This window comes from Burkholderia sp. AU16482, assembly GCF_002223285.1.
Lineage (GTDB): Bacteria > Pseudomonadota > Gammaproteobacteria > Burkholderiales > Burkholderiaceae > Burkholderia > Burkholderia semiarida.
Genome location: NZ_NKEY01000006.1, coordinates 1,245,291 through 1,261,815 on the forward strand (window position 1 = coordinate 1,245,291; position 16,525 = coordinate 1,261,815).

The 16,525-nt window shown below is 70.6% G+C and carries 14 protein-coding genes; 8 read left to right on the forward strand and 6 right to left on the reverse strand.

Annotation, left to right across the window (positions count from 1 at the left end; all coding sequences use genetic code 11):
- The first annotated feature begins 2 nt into the window (after positions 1-2).
- Positions 3-440, forward strand: a complete 438-nt coding sequence (locus CFB35_RS22985) for a heme-binding protein (RefSeq protein ID WP_059585052.1) — start codon at positions 3-5, stop codon at positions 438-440.
- Between the two features lie 4 nt (positions 441-444).
- Positions 445-1,221, forward strand: coding sequence for an SDR family oxidoreductase (locus CFB35_RS22990; protein WP_059585051.1), 777 nt, complete (start codon positions 445-447; stop codon positions 1,219-1,221).
- Positions 1,222-1,265: 44 nt separating this feature from the next.
- On the opposite strand, the gene CFB35_RS22995 is transcribed toward CFB35_RS22990, so the two are convergent.
- Genes CFB35_RS22995 through CFB35_RS23010 form a run of 4 tightly spaced genes read right to left on the reverse strand, consistent with a single transcriptional unit; the run spans position 1,266 to position 9,775 of the window.
- Positions 1,266-5,453, reverse strand: a complete 4,188-nt coding sequence (locus CFB35_RS22995) for a bifunctional nitrate reductase/sulfite reductase flavoprotein subunit alpha (protein ID WP_089465584.1) — start codon at positions 5,451-5,453, stop codon at positions 1,266-1,268.
- A 16-nt stretch (positions 5,454-5,469) separates the two neighbouring features.
- Entirely contained in the window at positions 5,470-5,814 is a 345-nt protein-coding gene (gene nirD, locus CFB35_RS23000) for a nitrite reductase small subunit NirD (protein ID WP_059585049.1), read from the reverse strand.
- 37 nt (positions 5,815-5,851) lie between these two features.
- On the reverse strand, positions 5,852-8,425 hold the full coding sequence (gene nirB / locus CFB35_RS23005) for a nitrite reductase large subunit NirB (protein ID WP_059585048.1): 2,574 nt from the start codon (positions 8,423-8,425) through the stop codon (positions 5,852-5,854).
- 21 nt (positions 8,426-8,446) lie between these two features.
- Positions 8,447-9,775 (reverse strand): MFS transporter, encoded by a 1,329-nt coding sequence (locus tag CFB35_RS23010; RefSeq protein WP_059585047.1) that lies wholly within the window; start codon positions 9,773-9,775, stop codon positions 8,447-8,449.
- Positions 9,776-10,430: 655 nt separating this feature from the next.
- Between CFB35_RS23010 and cobA the strand changes: the two genes are divergently transcribed.
- The 6 genes from cobA (at position 10,431) to CFB35_RS23045 (ending at position 15,540) form a co-directional block, all read left to right on the forward strand.
- On the forward strand, positions 10,431-11,198 hold the full coding sequence (cobA, locus tag CFB35_RS23020) for a uroporphyrinogen-III C-methyltransferase (protein ID WP_059585046.1): 768 nt from the start codon (positions 10,431-10,433) through the stop codon (positions 11,196-11,198).
- A gap of 120 nt (positions 11,199-11,318) precedes the next feature.
- Positions 11,319-11,915 (forward strand): ANTAR domain-containing response regulator, encoded by a 597-nt coding sequence (locus tag CFB35_RS23025; RefSeq protein ID WP_059585045.1) that lies wholly within the window; start codon positions 11,319-11,321, stop codon positions 11,913-11,915.
- 5 nt (positions 11,916-11,920) lie between these two features.
- A complete protein-coding gene (locus tag CFB35_RS23030) occupies positions 11,921-12,970 on the forward strand; it encodes a CmpA/NrtA family ABC transporter substrate-binding protein (protein ID WP_059585044.1) in 1,050 nt (349 codons plus the stop codon).
- 133 nt (positions 12,971-13,103) lie between these two features.
- Positions 13,104-13,703, forward strand: coding sequence for a uracil-DNA glycosylase family protein (locus CFB35_RS23035; protein WP_059585043.1), 600 nt, complete (start codon positions 13,104-13,106; stop codon positions 13,701-13,703).
- Between the two features lie 80 nt (positions 13,704-13,783).
- Positions 13,784-14,725 (forward strand): helix-turn-helix transcriptional regulator, encoded by a 942-nt coding sequence (locus tag CFB35_RS23040; RefSeq protein ID WP_059585042.1) that lies wholly within the window; start codon positions 13,784-13,786, stop codon positions 14,723-14,725.
- A 116-nt stretch (positions 14,726-14,841) separates the two neighbouring features.
- Complete coding sequence (locus tag CFB35_RS23045) at positions 14,842-15,540, forward strand: fumarylacetoacetate hydrolase family protein (RefSeq protein ID WP_059585041.1); 699 nt, start codon at positions 14,842-14,844, stop codon at positions 15,538-15,540.
- Between the two features lie 52 nt (positions 15,541-15,592).
- Here the strand turns inward: CFB35_RS23045 and CFB35_RS23050 are convergent, their stop codons facing one another.
- Both CFB35_RS23050 and CFB35_RS35705 read right to left on the reverse strand, forming a co-directional pair.
- Positions 15,593-16,132: a DUF4303 domain-containing protein gene (locus CFB35_RS23050; protein ID WP_059585135.1), complete on the reverse strand. Its 540-nt coding sequence runs from the start codon at positions 16,130-16,132 to the stop codon at positions 15,593-15,595.
- Between the two features lie 126 nt (positions 16,133-16,258).
- Positions 16,259-16,498 carry a hypothetical protein gene (locus CFB35_RS35705; protein ID WP_089465788.1) on the reverse strand — a complete coding sequence of 80 codons (240 nt, stop codon included), beginning with the start codon at positions 16,496-16,498 and terminating at the stop codon, positions 16,259-16,261.
- Positions 16,499-16,525: the final 27 nt, after the last annotated feature.

The following is a 16,525-nucleotide window of genomic DNA, read 5'->3' on the forward strand; positions in this document are numbered from 1 at the left end:
GTATGAACCCGCTCACCGCCGCACTGCCGCTCGCCGTCGCCCGCCGCACGATCGACGCGGCGCTCGCGCATGCCGCATCGCTACAGATGGCCGGCGTCGCGATCGCCATCGTCGATGCCGGCGCGAACCTGCTCGCGTTCGTGCGCACCGACGGCTGTTTTCTCGGCGCGATCGATCTCGCGCAGCGCAAGGCGCTGACGGCGGTGCGCTTTCGCGCGTCGACCGGCGCGCTCGGCGCGATGTCGGGCGACGGTCCGCTGCGCGGCATCGAACACAGTCACGGCGGGCTCGTCACGTTCGGCGGCGGCGAACCGCTCGTCGACGGCGACGGGCGCTGCGTCGGCGCGATCGGCGTCTCGGGCGGCAGCGTCGACGAAGACACCGCGATCGCACAGCACTGCCGCGACCTTTTTCAGGCAACCCTTCACACCACAAGGTAAGCAGATGGCACAGAAACGCATCCTCATCACCGGCGCGGGTACCGGCTTCGGCCGCGAAGTCGCGCTGCGGCTCGCCGCGCGCGGCCACGACGTGACGGCCGGCGTACGCACGGCCGTCGAGCTCGACGCACTGGCGGACGATGCCGCGCAGCGCGGCACCGCGTTGCGCGCGGTGAAGCTGGACGTCACGTCGGCCTACGATCGCGCCCGCGCCGCCGAATTCGACATCGACGTGCTCGTGAACAACGCGGGGGTGGGCGAAGCCGGCGCGCTAGTCGACCTGCCGGTCGAGATCGTTCGCGAGTTGTTCGACGTCAACGTGTTCGGGCCGCTCGAACTCACGCAGCAGATCGCACGCGGGATGCTCGCGCGCAAACACGGCAAGATCGTGTTCGTGTCGTCGATCGCCGGGCTGATCACGGGGCCGTTCACCGGCGCGTATTGCGCGTCGAAGCACGCTGTCGAATCCGTGGCCGAGGCGATGCATGCGGAACTCGCGCCGCACGGAATCCAGGTCGCGGTCGTAAACCCCGGCCCGTACCGCACCGGCTTCAACGACCGGATGATGGAAACGATACGTCGCTGGCACGATCCGGCCGCGCATACCGTGACGCCCGCGCGGCTGACGTTCCCGCTCGAACAGCACGACCCGGAGGAAATGATCGCGAAGATGGTCGACGTGATCGACGGCGACGGCGGCGCGTTCCGCAACCTGCTGCCGGCGGCGTCGGAAGCGTTCGTGCGCGCCGAGCAGGCGCGTGCGTGGGAGCGGCGGCAGTAAGCCGCCGGAGAAGCGGCGGCCCTCCCGCCCGCCGCTCGCGCGATTCAGTACACGTCGCGCATGTAGCGCCGCGCCTTCGAAAGCCGCGCGACGTAATCGTTCGCGGCTTCGTCCGACATGCCGCCATGCTCGGCGACGATCGCCTTCAGCGCCGTATCGACGTCCTTGGCCATGCGCGCGGCGTCGCCGCACACGTAGAAGTGCGCGCCTTCCTCCAGCCATGCGAACAGCTCGGCGCCCTGCTCGCGCATCCGGTCCTGCACGTAGACCTTGTCGGCCTGGTCGCGCGAGAACGCGAGATCGAGCCGCGTCAGGAAGCCGCTTTCATGCATCTCGCTGAGCTCGTCGCCGTAATAGAAGTCGGTCCGCGCGTGCTGCTCGCCGAAGAACAGCCAGTTGCGCCCGCGTGCGCCGCGCGCCCGCCGCTCGTGCAGGAAGCCGCGGAACGGCGCGACGCCGGTGCCCGGGCCGACCATCACGATCGGCACGTCGCCGTTCACCGGAGGCCGGAAGTGCGCGGACTTCTGCACGAACACGGGCACGCGGCCGTCGTCCGCGCGATCGGCGAGGAACGTCGACGCGACGCCTTTGCGCGCGCGGCGGCCGTTGTGATAGCGCACGGCCGACACGGTCAGGTGAATCTCGCCCGCGTGCGCGCTCGGGCTCGACGCGATCGAATAGAGGCGCGGCTGCATGCGCTTGAGCATGCCGACCAGCTCCGCGCCCGACAGCTCGACCGGGTATTCGTGCAGCACGTCCGCAAGCTGTTGCCCCCACAACCATTGCTTCAGGTCGCTCTTGCGATCGTCACCGAGCAGCGACTTCAGCGCGCCGTTCGCGCTGCGCGACGCGATGAAGGCCAGCGTGTCCGGATGCGGGCGCGTGATGTCGAAGTGGCGCGCGAGCGCATCGCCGAGCCGGATGTCGCCGACGCCCGGCACCGACACCGGCGCATCGGCCTTCAGCGCGGTGACGGACAGCAGTTCGTCGACCAGTTCGGGGCAGTTGGTCGGCCATACGCCGAGCGCGTCGCCGGTTTCGTATTCGAGATTCGCGCCCTGGGTCGACAGCGATACGTAGCGCGTGTCCTTCGCGGCGCCCGGACGGTTCAGCCGCAGGTTCGCGACGAGCTTCGACGGCGCCGGATGCGCCTTCGTCGGCACCAGCCCCGACGGACTCATCCCGCCGAACGGCACCGCGTGCAGCGCGGCATCGGCCTCCTTGATGCGCGCGACGACGCGTTCGAGCCACTGATCGGCATCGTGCTGGAATTCGACGTCGCAATCGACCCGCGCGCACAGGCGCGCCGCGCCGAGTTCCGCGAGGCGCGCGTCGAGCCGGCGGCCGTGGCCGCAGAACTGGTCGTAGTTGCGGTCGCCGAACGCGAGCACCGCGAAATGCACGCCGTCGAGGCGAGCGGCGCCGCCGGCCTGCAACGCGTCCCAGAATTCGCTGCCGTTGTCGGGCGCATCGCCGTCGCCGAACGTGCTCGTCATCAGCAGCACGTATTGCGCACCGGCGAGCGACGCGACCGGATAGTCGGACATGCATGCCGTGCGGATCTCGAAGCCGGCGTTCATCAGCTTCGTCGCGTAATCCTCGGTCAGCGATTCGATGTTGCCGGTCTGCGACGCCCATAACAACGTGACCTTCGGGCGCGGGCGCACGATGCGCACGCCGCCGGCCGCGGCGGCGTCGGCCGGCAGCGCGGGCGCCGCCGCGCTCTGCGCGCCGGCAGGCAGCGCGCGGCTGAACAGGCCGGCGAGCATCCCGTCGAGCCAGAACCGCACGGGCGGCGTCAACGGCGCGCCGGCCGGCAGCACGGGCACGCCGCCGTCGCGACGGCCGGCGCTCGCCTTCAGCCCGCCGACGAGGCCGGCCACGTACAGGCGCTCGGCGTCGGTCAGCGGCGGCGGCGCGAGATCGGCGACGCCGAGCGCGGCCGCGAAAGTGTCGAGGTCTGCCATATCGAATTCCTGTGAAGCCGCGATCGGCGAGATCGCAGGCGCGGGCGGTGCATCGTCCGCGCCTGCGTCGACGCGCGCCGTGTCGTCGTCGGTCGACGCGAACGCGTCCGTGTCGACGCGCGTGAGCGCGACCGCGCAGTATTTCAGTTCGGGCTGCTGCGATTCCGGGTCGATCGCGTCGTTCGTCACCGCGTTGATGCACAGGTCGTCGCCGTACACGTCGTTCCAGTGCATCGGCGCGAAGCAGTTGCCGCGCCGCACGCGCTCGGTCACGACGGCCGGCAGCACCGCGCGGCCGCGCGCCGAACGGATCTCGACGCTGTCCTTCGCGGCGATGCCGAGCGCGCTCGCATCGTCCGGGTGCAGTTCGACGAATGGACGCGGGTTGAGCTTGTTCAGCATCGCGACCTTGCCCGTCTTCGTCATCGTGTGCCATTGATGCTGCAGCCGGCCGGTGTTCAGCACGATCGGGAACGTGCCGTCGGGCAGTTCGGCCGGATCGACGTGCGGTCGCGCGAAAAAGCGCGCCTTGCCCGACGGCGTCGGGAACGCGAGGCGCGGCGCATCGTGCCCGCCGTCGGCCGTGCGCGGCGTCTGGCTCACGCCGTCGTTCAGGTAACGGATCGGGTGCCGCTCGCGCGCGGTGCCCGGCGCGACCGGCCATTGCACGGGCCCGTCGCGGAGCGCCGCATGGCTCGCGCCGCGCAGGTCGTAGCCGGTCGCCGGATTCGAGAAGCGGACGATCTCGTCGAACACGTCGGCCGCCGACGCATAGTCGAACGCGTCGCCAAAGCCCATCGCGCGCGCGACTTCCGCGACGATGCGCCAGTCCGGCAGCGCATCGCCGGGCGGCGCGACCGCCGCGCGCATCAGCGTCATGTTGCGCTCGGAGTTGATCATCACGCCGTCACCCTCGGCCCACAGCGCGCCCGGCAGCAGGATGTCCGCATAGCGGTTGGTCTCGGTATCGAGGAACGCGTCCTGCGCGATCACGAGCTCCGCCGCCTGCAGTCCGGCGATCACGTTGCGCCGGTTCGGCACGGTCGCGACCGGGTTCGTGCAGACGATCCAGCATGCCTTGATGTCGCCGGCCGCCATCCGCTCGAACAGGTCGACCGTACCGTTGCCGGTGTCCTTGCGCAGCGTGCCGGCCGGCACGCGCCACAGATTCTCGACGAAGCGGCGGTCGTCGTCGGACGCCACCGAGCGCTGGCCCGGCAGCCCCGGGCCCATGTAGCCCATCTCGCGCCCGCCCATCGCGTTCGGCTGGCCCGTCAGCGAGAACGGCCCGCTGCCCGGGCGGCAGATCTTGCCCGTCGCGAGATGCAGGTTGCAGATCGCGTTGGTGTTCCACACGCCGTGCGTGCTCTGGTTGAGCCCCATCGTCCAGCAGCTCATCCATTCCTGCGCGTCGCCGATCCATTGCGCGGCCGTGCGGATGTCGGCCTCGGCAAGCCCCGTGATCGCGGCGACGCGCTCGGGCGTGTAGTCGGCGAGGAACGCGGGCATCGCATCCCAGCCTTCGGTGTATGCGTCGATGAACGCGGCATCGGTGCGCCCGTTCGCATGCAGCAGGTGCAGGAGCCCGTTGATCAGCGCGAGATCAGTGCCGGGCCGGATCTGCAGGAACAGGTCGGCCTTGTCGGCCGTGCCGGTGCGGCGCGGATCGACGACGACGAGCTTCGCGCCGGCCTTCACGCGATCCATCATCCGCAGGAACAGGATCGGGTGACAGTCGGCCATGTTCGCGCCGATCACGAAGAACAGGTTCGCGCGATCGAAATCCTCGTACGACCCGGGCGGCCCGTCCGCGCCGAGCGACTGCTTGTAGCCGGTGCTCGCGCTCGCCATGCACAGGCGCGAGTTCGACTCGATGTTGTTGGTGCCGACGAAGCCCTTCGCGAGCTTGTTGACGAGATACTGCGCCTCGATCGACATCTGCCCCGACACGTAGAACGACAGCGCATCGGGCCCGTGCGCGTCGAGCACCGCGCGCAGGCGGCGCGCGGTCTCGGCGATCGCGTCGCGCGCCGGCAGCGGCACGAGGTCGTCCTCGCGCGCGCGGCGCACGAACGCACGGTCGAGCCGGCCCGAACGGCGCAGCGCGACGTGCGCCGACGAACCCTTCGTGCACAGCCGCCCGAAGTTGGTCGGATGGTCGGCGTCGCCGGATACCTTGACGACTTCGCCGTCCTCGACGTGCAGCACCATCCCGCAGCCGACGCCGCAGTACGGGCACACGCTCTTGACGGGGGTGGCGGTCATGCGTGCTCCGGCGGGCTCAGGCCGCGACCCACACGAAACCGTCCTCGACCCGCGACGGATACGCGCTCACCGACTGCTCGGGCGCTTCCAGGCATTCGCCGGTACGCAGGTCGAAGTGCTGCTTGTACAGCGGCGACGCGACCACGACGCGTTCGCCGAGGCTGCCGATCAGCCCGCGCGACATCACGGCGGCCTGCGACACGGGATCGACGTTGTCGATCGCGAACACGCCGCCGTCGGGATGCGCGACGTGAAACACCGCGACCTGCTCGCCGTTGACGAGCGCGCACACGCCGGTGTTCGGCACGATGTCGTCGAGCGGACACACGCGGGTCCAGGACAGCGGAAGACGGTCGTTCATGATGGGCTCCTTGCTCGGTTACGGATGACGGTCGGGGTCAGACGGTCGCCGGCTCGGCGACGACCGGAATCGCCACGGGCTTGCCGCCCGCGCGCTCGGCGGGCGTCGCGGGCCGGATCTGGCCGCGCGTCTCGACGAATTCGATGGTCGTGTCCGGCGCGTCGCTGTTCACGAAGTGGCGGAAGCGCTTGCGCGTGTCCGGATCGGTGACGGCCCGCTTCCATTCGCACTCGTAGGTGTCGACCACGTGCTGCATGTCGGCCTCGAGCTCGGCCGCGATCGCGAGCTTGTCGTGCACGACGACGTCGATCAGGTAGTCGAGGCCGCCTTCGAGGTTGTCGCGCCACACGCTGGTGCGCTGCAGACGGTCGGCCGTGCGCACGTAGAACATCAGGAAGCGGTCGATGTAGCGGATCAGCGTCGCGCGATCGAGGTCGGACGCGAGCAGTTCCGCGTGGCGCGGCTTCATCCCGCCGTTGCCGCACACGTACAGGTTCCAGCCCTTCTCGGTCGCGATGATGCCGACGTCCTTGCCCTGCGCTTCCGCGCACTCGCGCGTGCAGCCGGACACGCCGAACTTGATCTTGTGCGGCGCGCGCAGCCCCTTGTAGCGATTCTCCAGGTCGATCGCGAGGCCGACCGAATCGTCGACGCCGTACCGGCACCACGTCGACCCGACGCACGACTTCACGGTGCGCAGCGCCTTGCCGTACGCGTGCCCCGATTCGAAGCCGGCCGCGATCAGTTCCTCCCAGATCGACGGCAACTGCTCGACGCGCGCACCGAACAGATCGACGCGCTGGCCGCCCGTGATCTTCGTGTACAGGCCGTATTTTTTCGCGACCTGGCCGACCGCGATCAGCCCTTCCGGCGTGACCTCGCCGCCCGGCATGCGCGGCACGACCGAGTACGTGCCGTCGCGCTGGATGTTCGCGAGGTAGTAGTCGTTCGAATCCTGCAGGCCCGCGTGCTCCTTCTTCAGCACGAACTCGTTGAAGCACGACGCGAGGATGCCCGCGACGGCCGGCTTGCACACGTCGCAGCCGAGCCCGCGGCCGTGCCTGGCGAGCAGTGCGTCGAACGTCGTGATGCGCTCGACGCGGATCAGGTGGAACAGCTCCTGCCGCGAATACGGAAAGTGCTCGCACAGATGGTTGTTGACCGCGAGGCCCTGCTTCTTCATCTCGGCCTTCATGATCTGCGTGACGAGCGGCACGCAGCCGCCGCACGACGTGCCGGCGCCCGTGCAGGTCTTCAGCGCGCCGAGGCTCGTCGCGCCGTCGGCCACGGCCGCGCAGATCTGCGACTTCGACACGTTGTTGCACGAGCAGATCTGCGCACCTTCCGGCAGCGCGTCGACGCCGAGCGCCGGCTTCGCCGCGCCGTCCGACGACGGCAGGATCAGGAATTCCGGCGACTCGGGCAACTCGATGCGGTTCAGCATCATCTGCAGCAGCGTGCCGTACTCGGCCGCGTCGCCGACCATCACCGCGCCGTGCAGGAACTTGCCGCAGTCGGACACCACGAGCTTCTTGTAGACCTGGCGGCGCTCGTCCGCGTACTGGTAGGTGCGGCTGCCGGCCGTCGTGCCGTGTGCGTCGCCGATGCTCGCGACGTCGACGCCCATCAGCTTCAGCTTCGTGCTCATGTCGGCGCCGGCGAACGCGGCGTCCGCCGCTTCGGCGGCGTCGCCCGCGAGCTGTTTCGCGACCACGCGCGCCATGTCGTAGCCGGGCGCGACGAGGCCGTACACCGTGCCGTTCCACGCCGCGCATTCGCCGATCGCGTAGATGTCGGCGTCGCTCGTGCGGCACGCGTCGTCGATCGCGACGCCGCCGCGCGGGCCGATCTCGAGCCCGCATGCGCGGGCCAGTTCGTCGCGCGGCCGGATGCCGGCCGAGAACACGATCATGTCGGTGTCGAGATGCGAGCCGTCGGCGAACACCATCCGGTGCGCGCCTTCGTCGCCGTCGACGATCTCGAGCGTGTTCTTGCCGGTATGCACGGTCACGCCGAGCGCCTCGATCTTCGCACGCAGCATCCGGCCGCCGCCGTCGTCGACCTGCACCGCCATCAGCCGCGGCGCGAATTCGACGACGTGCGTGTCGAGCCCCATGTCGCGCAGCGCCTTCGCGCATTCGAGGCCGAGCAGCCCGCCGCCGATCACGACGCCGCGCTTCGCGTGCGCGCCGCACGCCTGCATCGCTTCGAGATCCTCGATCGTCCGGTACACGAAGCAGCCCGCGCGATCGCGGCCCGGCACCGGCGGCACGAACGGACGCGAGCCGGTGGCGAGCACCAGCTTGTCGTACGCGAGCGTTTCGCCCGACGCGAGCGTGACCGTATGCGCGGCGCGGTCGATCGACGCGACTGGCGCGTTCAGGCGCAGGTCGAACTGCGGATGGCGCTCGAAGAAGCCGGGTTCGACGAGCGACAGGTCGTCCGCCGACTTGCCCGCGAAGAATTCGGACAGGTGCACGCGATCGTAGGCCGGACGCGGCTCCTCGCCGAGCACGGTGACGTGCGGCGCGCCCGCCGTGCCGGCTTGCGCCGCGACGCATTCGAGGAGCTTGTGGCCGACCATGCCGTGGCCGATGACGATGAGTTTCATGATGACGGTTCCTTCGGTCGATCAGTTCGCGGCGTTGGCGGCGGCGGCTAGCGCGCGATCGCGCAGCTCGGCTTCGCGCGCCTTGTGTTCTTCGCTGAAGCGCACGGCCATCGCGCAGAGCGCGGTCGCGGTGACGGCGAGGCCGAGCAGGCTCAGCGTGTGCTGCACGTCGCCGACGCCCTTCAGCAGGAAAGCCGCGGCCACCGCGCCGACGTTGCCGCCCGCGCCGACGATCCCCGCGACGCCGCCGAGCGCCTTGCGGTCGATGAACGGCACCAGCGCGTAGGTCGCGCCGCAGGCCATGTGCGTGAAGAGGCCGAAGGTCAGCATCGCGACGAGTGCGATGCCGACGCTTTGCGCATGCGAGAACCAGATCAGCCCGAGCCCTTCGCCGACGATCAGCGCGCACAGCAGCGCCGCCCGCACGTCGAGGCTGCGGCGCGCCGCGATCTTGTCGGACAGCCAGCCGCCGAGCGCGCGGGCGAACAGCGCGAGCAGCCCGAACATGCCGGCCGCGAGGCCCGCGTCCTTCAGCGACAGGCTGAAGTGATCGACGTAGTACAGCGCGGCGATGTTGTGGATGAACACCTCGACGCCGAAGCACGCGCCGTACGTGACGAACAGCATCCACACGCGATAGTTGCCGCACGCGGCGAAGAAGCTCGCCCAGCCGCCCTTCTTGCCGCTGTCGACCGTCACGCCTTCCTTGCGCAGCTCGACGAAATCGCCTTGCGGGCAGTCCTGCGTGAAGCGCCAGTACGCCCAGGCCATCACGAGCATCGCCACGCCCGGCACGATCAGCGCGACGCGCCACGACGAATCCTCGCCGAAGCCGAGCATCAGGCCGGCGGTGACCAGCAGCGGCATCAGCGCCTGCGTCGCGCCCGCGCCGGCATTGCCCCAGCCGGCCGTCGTCGCGTTCGCGGTGCCGACCACGTTCGGCGCGAACATCACCGACGTGTGGTACTGCGTGATCACGAAGCCCGCGCCGATCGCACCGATGCCGAGCCGGCAGATCAGGAACCACAGGTAATCGTGCGTGAACGACACGGCGAACACGGGAATCGCACCGAGCAGCAGCAGCCCGGCATACACGCGGCGCGGGCCGAAGCGGTCGCACAGCGGGCCGACCAGCAGCCGCACGGCGATCGTCGCGGCCACTGCGGCGATGTTGATGTTGGCGACTTGCGCCGCCGTCAGATGAAATTCGCGTGCGATCAGCGGCATCAGCGGCGCGCACGCGAACCACGCGAAGAAGCATACGAAGAACGCCATCCACGTCAGGTGGAACGCGCGCATCGGCGCGGTGCGGAGGCTGAAGAGATCGATACGGGTAGCTTTGTCGGTCATGTCATCCGCCAAACGAAAAACGGCGTCCTGCGCACCGGTCTCGTCGAGACCCGATGCGTAGGACGCCGTTGCCCATGAAGCCCGTTGCCGGGCGCGTCGGTATTCGGTGCTGCAAGCGAATCGCCGTTGATCCGCCCGAACCAGCTTACGCAAGCGACGTGCCATGTCTGCGTCAATCGCGCCGCGAGCCCCGCCGCACAAGGCGCGCCGGGCATCGGGCGCGTCACCGCGGCGCGCGGCGCGCTCTCCGTCGCGATGCACCGAGGCACAGATGTGGTGCGCTGCAGCACTGTCGCCGTGCGGGACGCGGTGCGCGCCGACGGGGCACGATGCACGCCGATGCGGCATGGGGACTGCTCGCGCGCAGCGAGCACGTGCATGCCCGCGGCCATCGCACGGTGCGCCGCGCCGCGCAACGGCCGCATCGTCGCGCCGGCTGGCCCGGATATTGCTGAACCTTCGTCACACCGGCAACGGCGCCGGTGGGCAGTCCCCGCAAACCCGGCCCGCCGCTCACGGCGGGCCCGTCAGGACAACGGCGTCCCCTCCGTGCACGGCACGGCCGGATGCCGGTGCGTTTCGACCGCCCGCCGCCGCCGAGCAACAACGCGACATCAGACCGCCGCAGCAATGCGATGCGGCACAGGAACACGACATGACGACAGGCAAAGTCACGCTGCTGGGCGCCGGGCCCGGCGATCCCGATCTCCTCACGCTGAAGGCGGTCAAGGCGCTGGCCGCCGCCGACGTGCTGCTGCTCGACGATCTCGTCGCGCCCGGCATCGTCGAACTCGCGCCGCACGCGCGCGTGATCCGCGTGGGCAAGCGCGGCGGCTGCCGCTCCACGCCGCAGGCGTTCATCGAGAAACTGATGCGCCGCTACGCGCTGCGGGGCGCGCACGTGGTGCGCGTGAAAGGCGGCGACGCGCTGCTGTTCGGGCGCGCCGGCGAAGAACTCGCGACGCTGCGCGCGGCCGCGATTCCGGTCGAGATCGTCAATGGCATCTCGTCGGGATTCGCCGCCGCCGCGAGCCTCGGCATCTCGCTCACGCACCGCGAGCACTGCCAGGGCGTCACGTTCGTCACCGCGCACCGCCAGGACCACGGCGAACCCGACTGGGCACGGCTCGCGGCGACCGGCACCACGCTCGCGATCTACATGGGGATGAGCCGCGTCGACCGCATCGCGGCGGGCCTGCTCGCCGCGCTCCCCGCGTCGACGCCGGCGGCGGCCGTGCAATGGGTCGGCACGCCCGACGAGCGCCGCTGGACCGGCACGTTGGGCGCGCTCGCGCGCGGCATCGAAGCCGCGCGGCTCGGCAGCCCGGCCGTGATCCTCGTCGGCGGCGCGATCGGCGAAGCGGCCGCGCAGGGCGCGGACGCCGAAGCGACGACCGACGCGGCGCTGGCACGGGCCGCCTGACATGCGCGGCCCCGCGCGGCTTCGGCCGCTCCCCGTTCCGTTCAGCACCGGCCGCGCGTGCGGCCGGCATGCATCGTTCGCCCCTTGCGCCGACGCGTCACTGCTCCTGTTGCCCGCCTCATGAGTTCGTCCGCCCCGCCCGCCCGCCTGCGCGTGCTGCTCGTCACCGATACCGACAAGCCGATCGGCGAACTTGGCGACGCGCTCGCGCGCCTCGGCTACGAGATGCTGAACGACGTCGCGACGCCCGCGCGCCTGCCGGCGGCCGTCGAGGAGCAACGTCCCGACGTCGTGATCATCGATACCGATTCGCCGTCGCGCGATACGCTCGAGCAACTCGCGGTCATGCATGCGACCGCCCCGCGCCCCGTGCTGATGTTCAGTCACGACGCCAACCAGGAACTGATCCGCGCGGCGGTCGGCGCGGGCGTCAGCGCGTATCTCGTCGAAGGGTTGTCGGCCGAGCGTCTCGCGCCGATTCTGGAAGTCGCGCTCGCGCGCTTCTCGCACGACGATGCGCTGCGCCGCCGGCTGGCCGACGTCGAGCGCGAACTCGAGGAGCGCAAGCTGATCGACCGCGCGAAACGCGTGCTGATGGACCAGCGCAAGCTGTCCGAACACGATGCGTATGCGGCGCTGCGCAAGCGCGCGATGGATCAGGGCCTGCGCATCGTCGACGTCGCGCGACAACTACTCGACGCGTCACCCCAGTCATGAGTGCCATGAATACCTCACCTCCCGCCGCGCCGGAACGCGCGCATCTTCGCCTCGGGTTCGTCGCGCTCAGCGACGCGGCCCCGCTGATCGTCGCGCAGCGCCTGAACCTCGGCGCGCGCCATGGCCTCACGCTCGAATTGAGTCGCCAGCCGTCGTGGGCGGCCGTGCGCGACAAGCTGCTCAGCGGCGAGCTCGACGCCGCGCATGCGCTGTACGGGCTCGTCTGCGGGCTGCAGCTCGGCATCGGCGGCCCGCAGGCCGACATGGCCGCGCTGATGGTGCTGAACCGCAACGGCCAGGCGATCACGCTGTCGCGCGGCCTCGCCGACGCTTACCGCGAAACCGCCAGCGTGCGCACCGCGTTCGCGACGCTCGGCCGCAAGCCGCTGCTCGCCCAGACTTTCCCGACCGGCACGCATGCGATGTGGCTGAACGCGTGGCTCGCGTCGCACGGCATCGATCCGCTGCGCGACGTGCGCAGCGTCGTGATTCCCCCGCCCGAGATGGTCGCGGCGCTCGCGGGCGGCGAGCTCGACGGCTTCTGCGCGGGCGAGCCGTGGCACGCGGTGGCCGAAGCATGCGGCGCGGGCCGCACCGTCGCCGTCACGAGCGAGATCTGGCCCGATCATCCGGAGAAGGTGCTCGCGACCCGGCGCGACTTCGTCGCGCTGTATCCGGCCACCGCGCGCGCACTGGTCCGCACGCTCGTCGATGCATGCGCGTGGCTCGACAGCGCCGCGCACCGCCGCGAGGCGGCCGACTGGCTCGCGTCGCCCGACGCGCTCGGCGTGCCGGCCCGGCTGATCGCGCCGCGCCTGCTCGGCGACTACGGCGCGGGGCCGTTCGCCACGCCGCCGCTGCCGATCCGCTTCCACGACGGCGGCACGGTGAACCGGCCCGATCCGCGCGAAGGCGTGTGGTTCCTGTCGCAATACCGGCGCTGGGGCATGCTCGACGGTTCGCACGACGACGCGCGTATCGCCGCGGCGATCGCGCAGACCGCGTTGTATGATGCTGCGGTCGCCGAAGGCGCGGCAGGCCCGTCGCGAGCGTGAGGTCCGAAGCCGGACGCACGAGGCGGGCGGCTCGCCCGCCCGGGCCGCTCCACGCCGGGCCGGCCGTCCGGCCGCTGCCTGCCCGTGCCGCGCGGCCGACACCGCGTTGCTACTCCGTCCCCGCTCCGAATCGATGCCGAAACCCACGCGCACGCCGCTCGACGTGCTGCTCACCGAAATCCGCGCGTGCCGTGCATGCGAGGCCGACCTGCCGCTCGGCCCGCGCCCGGTCGTGCGCGCCCATCGCGACGCACGCATCCTGATCGTCGGGCAGGCGCCGGGCGCGCGCGTCCATGCGAGCGGCATCCCGTGGGACGACGCGAGCGGCAAGCGGCTGCGCGACTGGCTCGGCGTCGACACCGACACCTTCTACGACGAGACACGCTTCGCGATCGTGCCGATGGGCTTCTGCTACCCGGGCCGCGGCGCGAGCGGCGACAACCCGCCGCGCCCCGAATGCGCGCGACTGTGGATCGACCGGCTGCTGGCCGAACTGCCGTCGATCCGGCTCACGCTGCTGATCGGCCAGTACGCGCAGCGGCATTTCCTGCGCGACACGCGCAAGGCGACGCTGACCGACACCGTGCAGGCCTGGCGCGACTACGGCCCTGCTCTCCTGCCGCTGCCGCATCCGTCGCCGCGCAACCAGGCATGGTTCAAGCACCATCCGTGGTTCGACGCCGAGGTCGTGCCCGAACTGCGGCGCCGGGTCGCGCGGCTCGTCGCGGGCTGACCGCGCGAGCGCCCGTGCCCGTCGCGCCCGGTTCGCTGTACCATCGCGGCTCAACCGCGTCACGAACAGCAGAATCCTTCATGCCCTCCACCGCCCCGCCGCGCCTGTACGGGATGCCCGAACGCAGCGACCGGCTCGATTTCTACATCCGCGACCAGGCGTCGCGCCAGGCGATCACCGAGCCGCACCGGCACGCGTATTTCCAGATCCAGTTCAACCTCGGCGGCGACACCGAGCAGCGCATCGGCGGCGTCACGCGGCCGTTTCCGCGCGGCGCGCTCGCGTTCGTGCTGCCGCACCGCGAGCACCTGATTCCGCATCCGGAAGGCGCGCACTTCATCGTGATCAACTTCAGCCAGGCGTTCCTGCGCGCCGATCTCGACGTCGATCCGCTCGATCTCGAGGACGTGCCCGCGCACCGCTTCCCCGAGCTGACGCCGTTCCGCTTCCAGGAGCACCTCGATTTCATCCTGACCGGCGACACGTACGACGAAGCGCGCCGCCTCGCGCTGTGCATGCTCGATGCCGATCGCGTGCGCACGTTCGGCTCGACCACGTTGCTGCGCGGCTACCTGCTGCAACTGATCGGGCTCGTCTGCACGCAGTACGCGGGCGCGCTCGACAAGCTCGCGCAGCGCGGCGCCCAGCGCGCCGGCCGGCGCGACGCGCTGGCTCGCGTGCTGCGCCACGTGCGGGCGAACCTGACCCGCGAGGACCTGACGCTCGCGGCGACCGCCGAAGCCGCGTTTCTCTCCCCGAACTACCTCGCGCACCTGGTCCGCAAGGAAACCGGCAGCACCTTCACCGATCTCGTGACCGAGCGCCGGATCGCGCTCGCGCAATCGCTGCTGGCCCACACCAGCCGGCGCATCGCGGACATCGCGCGCTCGGTCGGCTTCCGCGATGAAGGGTATTTCGCGCGGCGTTTCCGCGCGCGGGTCGGCGTGTCGCCGAAGGCGTACCGCGACGCGAACGCCGCGCCGCCCGGCGGCGACGACACGCCGCCGGCCGCCGACGCGTAGTTTTGTCCCGGTAAAACGCAGTTGCGTCGCATCCGCACGCACGCGCGTCGGGTATCGTTGCACGCATGCCGGCCGGTGCGCCGGCCCTCCGTCTTCCTACCGAACGAGGCCTTCCGATGTCCGCCTATGTCATCGACGCCGCCGAGCGTCCTTCCGTCGAAGTCGAACAATCGTCCGCGCGCTTTCCGGTGCGCCGCGTCTTCTGCGTCGGCCGCAACTATGCCGACCATGCCCGCGAAATGGGCGCCGACCCCGACCGCGAACCGCCGTTCTTCTTCACGAAGCCCGCCGACGCGATCGTCCCGGCCAGCGGCACGGTCGCCTATCCGCCGCTGACGAACGATCTCCATCACGAAATCGAGCTGGTCGTCGCGATCGGCAAGGACGGCCGGTCGATCGACCCGGCCGATGCGCTGTCGCACGTGTGGGGCTACGGCGTCGGCGTCGACCTCACGCGCCGCGACCTGCAGGCCGACGCGAAGAAGCTGAGCCGTCCGTGGGACTGGGCGAAGGGTTTTGACGCGTCGGGCCCCGTGACCGCGCTGCGCGCGGCGGCCACCACCGGCCACCCGGCGACCGGCCGCATCTGGCTCGCGGTCAACGGCGACACTCGCCAGCAAGGCGACCTCGCCGACATGATCTGGCCCGTGCCCGACGTCATCGCGTACGTGTCGCGCTCGGTCGAGCTGAAGGCCGGCGACCTGATCTTCACCGGCACGCCGGCCGGCGTCGGCGCGCTGCAGCCGGGCGATCGCGTGACGGGCGGCGTCGACGGCGTCGCGACTTTCGAATTCGTGGTCGGCGCGAAGCCGTAATGCCGTTTACAGGGCGGCCTGCCCGGGCCGCCCCGCGAGATCCCGATGCCGGTCAGTCGTAGCGGCGCAGGAAGGCGTCGGCGACGGCCGGCGGATTCAGCGCTTTCGCCGACGCGTTTTCCAGCGCCTCGGCCGCGTCGTCGTCGCTGATCGACACGAACAGCGTGATGGCCGCCCTGGCGTCGCCCGTGCCGAACACGCCGTCGCGATCGAGCAGCCGCAATGCCGCGATCATGTCGGCGTGCAGTTGTCGGGAAAATTCCGTGAAGCGCGACTGGACGAACTGCGGACTCAGCACTTCGTCGGCCAGCCTGCCGCAGATCGCGTTGAACGGCGACGCCTCGGCCGCCGCGTACGCCCACTCGGACACGCCCCACACGAACCACGGATCGTCGTCCGCGACCGCCTGTCGCGCGCAAATCCGGCGCAGCCCTTCGACCGAATTGGCGGCCGGCACCACCGTCATCGCGCCGCTGTCGGTGTACAACGCAAACGCATAGAAATGCTCGTCCGGGTGCAACGCCCGCAGCGCCCTGAAGGTCGCCCTCGCGGCATCGGCAATGTCCCGCTGGAAATCAGAAAAGTCGCTCATCGCATCCTCGTCCAGTCGCCCTTCTCGCTCGCCGGGACACGCGGCGCGCCGATCATGCGTCATCTCCCGGCATGCGGCGGATTGTCCGCCATTCGGCCGCGCGCCGGTACCGGGGCGCACCCGCGCTCACCGCGCGGCGTCGCGTCCGTCGAATGCCCGCACGCACACGGCGGCCGCCAGCGCGATCGCCGCCGACAGCAGCATCATCGCGAGCGGCAGGTAGCCCGCGTTGGCGGGGGTCAGCAGCGCGCCCGTCAGCGACGGCAGGAACAGGCTCAGCGGCAGGACCGACAGCGCGCACAGCATGATCAGCGTGGCGTGCCGCGGCGACGCCGCGGCGGAAGCGGTCGACGGGTTCGATGGCAAGCGGATGCCCTCCCGCACACGGGCCGC